This is a genomic window from Liquorilactobacillus vini DSM 20605 (assembly GCF_000255495.1).
In the GTDB taxonomy this organism is placed as follows: Bacteria; Bacillota; Bacilli; order Lactobacillales; family Lactobacillaceae; genus Liquorilactobacillus; species Liquorilactobacillus vini.
In genome coordinates this window covers 1-3,878 of sequence record NZ_AHYZ01000165.1, presented here as the reverse complement: position 1 = coordinate 3,878, position 3,878 = coordinate 1, and the positions used below count along the sequence as shown (strand labels likewise).

The window sequence follows — 3,878 nt, the reverse complement described above, 5'->3', positions numbered from 1 at the left end:
AGTGGAAGCTATACGGTTAAATCTGGTGATACTTTATATGAGATTGCCAAAGAGAACAATACAAGTGTGGCGAATTTAGTTGCTTTGAATCATATTTCTAATCCAAATGAGATTTCAGTCGGACAAAAATTAAAATTTGCCTAATGGTTTAGTTCAACTACGGGCTTGATAAGTCAGTCTTTTGGGGGAATTTAAAATGATAAATCATGGTGCGGTTAAACAACTATTGGATCAATTGAGTCAAGCATATGGTGATCCTGAAGTTAAACAATCTGCGGCAGCTCAAAAAATGATTTTTGCTTCGGCCCAAGAACTTGAAAAAAGTCAAGATTGTGATTTAGTGGCAACTAAGCTTTGCAAAGAAATGGTGCTTTCTTATTGGTTTCATCAAAATAATTTTCCCAAAGCATTAATTGTTTTGCATCATCAGATTAAATCACGAGCAATAAAGTATGATGCAATGGCAATTACGTCAATGATGTTGACAAGTTGGTTCTAAACTTTGAATAAAAATAAAGCTGTGACAAGCATTGAAACTTGTTACAGCTTTTTTGGCTGAAATAATAATTTAAAGTAATGATTTAGAAATCAATTGTGAAATTAGCATTTTCTCTCGTATAATAAATTTAAGAGATTGAGAAAAATAATGGTTAGGTTGGGTGTCAAGTGAAAATCATCGCTAGAAAAAATCAGGTTTTAATAATTTCCACTTTAATTTTAGGAGTAATTGTAGGATTAAGTTCACTGGGATTGATTTTGTTATTAGATGGTGTTGAACAGCTTTTTTTAAGTTTTAAAGAATCTGCCGCTGATCCAGCTTCAATTGCAATTCGACCAATTCAACGTTTGATGTCAGTTTTTATTGGTGGCATAATTGCGGCAATTATTTGGTGGGTTTTGAGAAATAAGTTCAAGCCAACCGTTTCAATTGCAAATGCTCTTCAAGGAAATCAAATGCCACTTGGTTCAACACTTATCCATGTTATGACGCAAATTTTTTATGTTGGAACTGGTGGATCAGTCGGACGTGAATTGGCACCAAGAGAAGCTGGAGCAATGTTTGCTCAAAAGTGGAACCATATTTTAAACAAGATTGGCCTTTCTTTGTCAATTGAAGATCAAGAATTATTAATCGCGGCAGCAGCTGGAGCCGGATTTGCTGGTGTTTATAGTGCTCCAATTACAGGTATGTTTTTTTGTGTCGAAATTCTTTTACATCGGATCACTAAAAGAACAGTGGCAGTCAGTTTAACGATGTCAATTATTTCAATGTTAATTGGGACTTTAGTTAAGGGTTTCGAACCATATTATTTAGTAGGACATCAAAAATTTGAACTGATATTTTTGGTGATTGTGATTTTTACAGCCCCAATTTTTGGGATGTTAGGAACTTTTTTTCGGAAGGCTTTCAAACAGGCTGGGAGACTGCAAGTCAAAGATAAAAGAATTCTTTATCACTTGCCAGCGGCAGCCTTTTTGACTGGGTTAATTTCTCTGAACTTTCCACAAATTATGGGAAATGGACGGGCGTTAGCCCAATTTTCAATTAAAGCTAACAGTTCAAAACTGATTGTTTTACTTTTATTAGGTGCCTTGTTGAAAGCAATTGTAACGGTTTTGACACTTCAAACTGGGGCATCTGGAGGCACTTTGCAACCATCAATTTCAATTGGTGCATCATTAGGAGCGGCACTCGGAATGGCTCTGCAGCCTATTTTTCCAATGATTACGATTTGGCAATGTGCCTTGTTGGGGGGGTGCAGTTTGTTAGCTGCTTCTCAACAGGCACCACTAATGGCTTTATTTATGATCATCGAAGTTAGCCATTTAGGCTACTCGGCATTCCTACCATTAGGTTTAGGCGTTGCTGTTTCAATTGGAACCTCTAAATTGTTGTTACAAAAGTTGGATTCAAACAGCATTAACTAAAAAAGTACAGAGATTTTGATCAAGATCACTAAAATTGCTATTTGAGTGCTCACAGGCAGAAACTGTGGGCATTTTTTGAATAATTTTTTATCTCATAAAAACAATTTTATTGATAATTAACAGTTGATTCGCATAATGAGCATAATTTTTGAAACGTATTATAAAACATGATAAAATTAATTTACAGTTAAAGGTTAACAATCTGATTGATTGAATTGTTTTTGAATCGCTTTATTGATGACTGGAGGAGGTTTGCTTGAGAAAATCTACCAAGTTTATTATTGGATTTGCAGGATTATTAACTTTTTTGACAGGCCTGCTTTTTCTATTAACAGCAGTTGAGTTTAGGCCGTTCACTCTTTGGTTGCAAAAAATGATTATTGAGTGGCCAAATATTTGGCAGTCTGTAGTAATAATTTTAAGTAGTTTGACAGCTCTAATTGGTGCAGTTCTTTTATTATTTGGCATCTTTAAACAAGTAAAGGCCAAAGAGATTAGTTTTCAACAAACATTAGGGAGGGTAACAATCCCGATTGCAGCAATTGAAAAGGAGTTGCAGCATCGATTAATGAGTCAAGTGGACTTGCAAACTGTTCAAGTTAATTTGAAAATTTTTGCTAAGCAAAGAAACGCTAATTTAAAGATTTTTGCGACTTCGCTTGATCAAGATTATGAAGCATTAGGTCAACAAGTTTTAGCAATTGCGGTAGCTTATTTGCAAAAAAGCTTGAATGTTACCTTGAAGCAGCCAAAGATCCAAGTGAAACCAGTTCAGAAGGAAAAAGATGTTTCTGTTGTCTAATAGAAAAGGAGTCGATCTATGAGTCAAATGATGTTTGGAAGTTTGCTGGGTGTGATTTTAGGGCTAGCCTGGGTCCTAGCAGGTTTTTGGAGCATGATTTTAGTTGCCTTTTTAGCAATAATTGGTGCTCTGATTGGAAAATTTCTTGATATCCAGCACTTAAAAGAAGAGCTGATTCGTTTCTTGTCAAACCAGTAGGAGGTTTTCATGGAAAATAAAGAAAAAGTATTAAAAACTACATTAACATACGATGACGGCGTGATTGAAAAAATAGCTGGTTTGGCTGCTCGCAATGTAGATGGCATTTTGGCACTAAATGGTGGAATGTTTAGTGAAATTACTGATCGTTTCCGGGCTCAAGCCGATCCAACTCAGGGAATCGATGCAGAAGTCGGGAAAAAACAAGTGGCACTGGAGATGAATGCTACCGTTGAATATGGTAAAGATATTCAACAAATTTTTCAAACTGTTACTCAAAAGGTAGCTCGCGATATTAGAAATTTCACTGGTTTAGAAGTTATTGAATTGAATTTGCATATCAATGATGTTATGAGTAAACGCCAGTGGCAAGAAGAAGCTAAAGGCAAACCTAACTCACAATTGGCAACTGATAGCAAGCAGCTTGAATAAATAATTGGCGGCAACAGAGTAGAGTTTAGGACTGATTTTAAAGGAGGAATTTTTATATGGCAACGGCAACTATGGATACAACAGTAAAAAAAGAAATAATCTTTGATAAGGAAGTCTTGGAGAAAATTGCCGCTAAAACAGCGCAAGAAGTCGATGGCGTTTTAGATTTACAAGGCGGCTTTTTTGATCAAATGACTAGTCAGCTCGCTGGAAATAAGCATGGTCAAGGGGTATCGGCTGACATTGATGCGGATGATCAAAAAGTTGAGTTAGAACTTGAAGGTATTCTCGAGTATGGGAAAAATGCTAATGAAATTTTTGACAAGTTAACTAAAAAAATTGTGGTAGCAATCAACTCAATGACTGGTTACCAAGTAGCTGCAATCAAGTTGCATGTCAAAGATTTATTAACACCTCAACAATGGCATGATCAGCAAGAAAAAACCTCAAAAAATAAAATAAATAGGAGAAAATTACATAGAAAAACTTAGTGTTAGGTCTTAGTTTAGCAGCTAAT

Annotated in this window: 7 protein-coding genes; all 7 read left to right on the top strand. The window is 35.6% G+C overall.

The window, feature by feature from the left end; translation table 11 throughout:
- Window positions 1-144: LysM peptidoglycan-binding domain-containing protein (locus tag ON15_RS08920; protein WP_010581141.1), on the top strand; the 144-nt coding region annotated here is incomplete at its 5' end.
- Between the two features lie 52 nt (window positions 145-196).
- Complete coding sequence (locus ON15_RS08915) at window positions 197-499, top strand: bacteriocin immunity protein (RefSeq protein ID WP_010581140.1); 303 nt, start codon at window positions 197-199, stop codon at window positions 497-499.
- Window positions 500-666: 167 nt separating this feature from the next.
- Window positions 667-1,929, top strand: coding sequence for a chloride channel protein (locus ON15_RS08910; protein WP_010581139.1), 1,263 nt, complete (start codon window positions 667-669; stop codon window positions 1,927-1,929).
- 256 nt (window positions 1,930-2,185) lie between these two features.
- Entirely contained in the window at window positions 2,186-2,731 is a 546-nt protein-coding gene (gene amaP / locus ON15_RS08905; RefSeq protein ID WP_010581138.1) for an alkaline shock response membrane anchor protein AmaP, read from the top strand.
- 18 nt (window positions 2,732-2,749) lie between these two features.
- Complete coding sequence (locus ON15_RS08900) at window positions 2,750-2,929, top strand: DUF2273 domain-containing protein (RefSeq protein WP_010581137.1); 180 nt, start codon at window positions 2,750-2,752, stop codon at window positions 2,927-2,929.
- A 9-nt stretch (window positions 2,930-2,938) separates the two neighbouring features.
- The gene (locus tag ON15_RS08895; protein ID WP_010581136.1) at window positions 2,939-3,361 is read left to right on the top strand and encodes an Asp23/Gls24 family envelope stress response protein; all 423 of its coding nucleotides are present in this window, start codon (window positions 2,939-2,941) and stop codon (window positions 3,359-3,361) included.
- A gap of 56 nt (window positions 3,362-3,417) precedes the next feature.
- Complete coding sequence (locus ON15_RS08890) at window positions 3,418-3,852, top strand: Asp23/Gls24 family envelope stress response protein (RefSeq protein ID WP_010581135.1); 435 nt, start codon at window positions 3,418-3,420, stop codon at window positions 3,850-3,852.
- The last annotated feature ends 26 nt before the right edge of the window (window positions 3,853-3,878 follow it).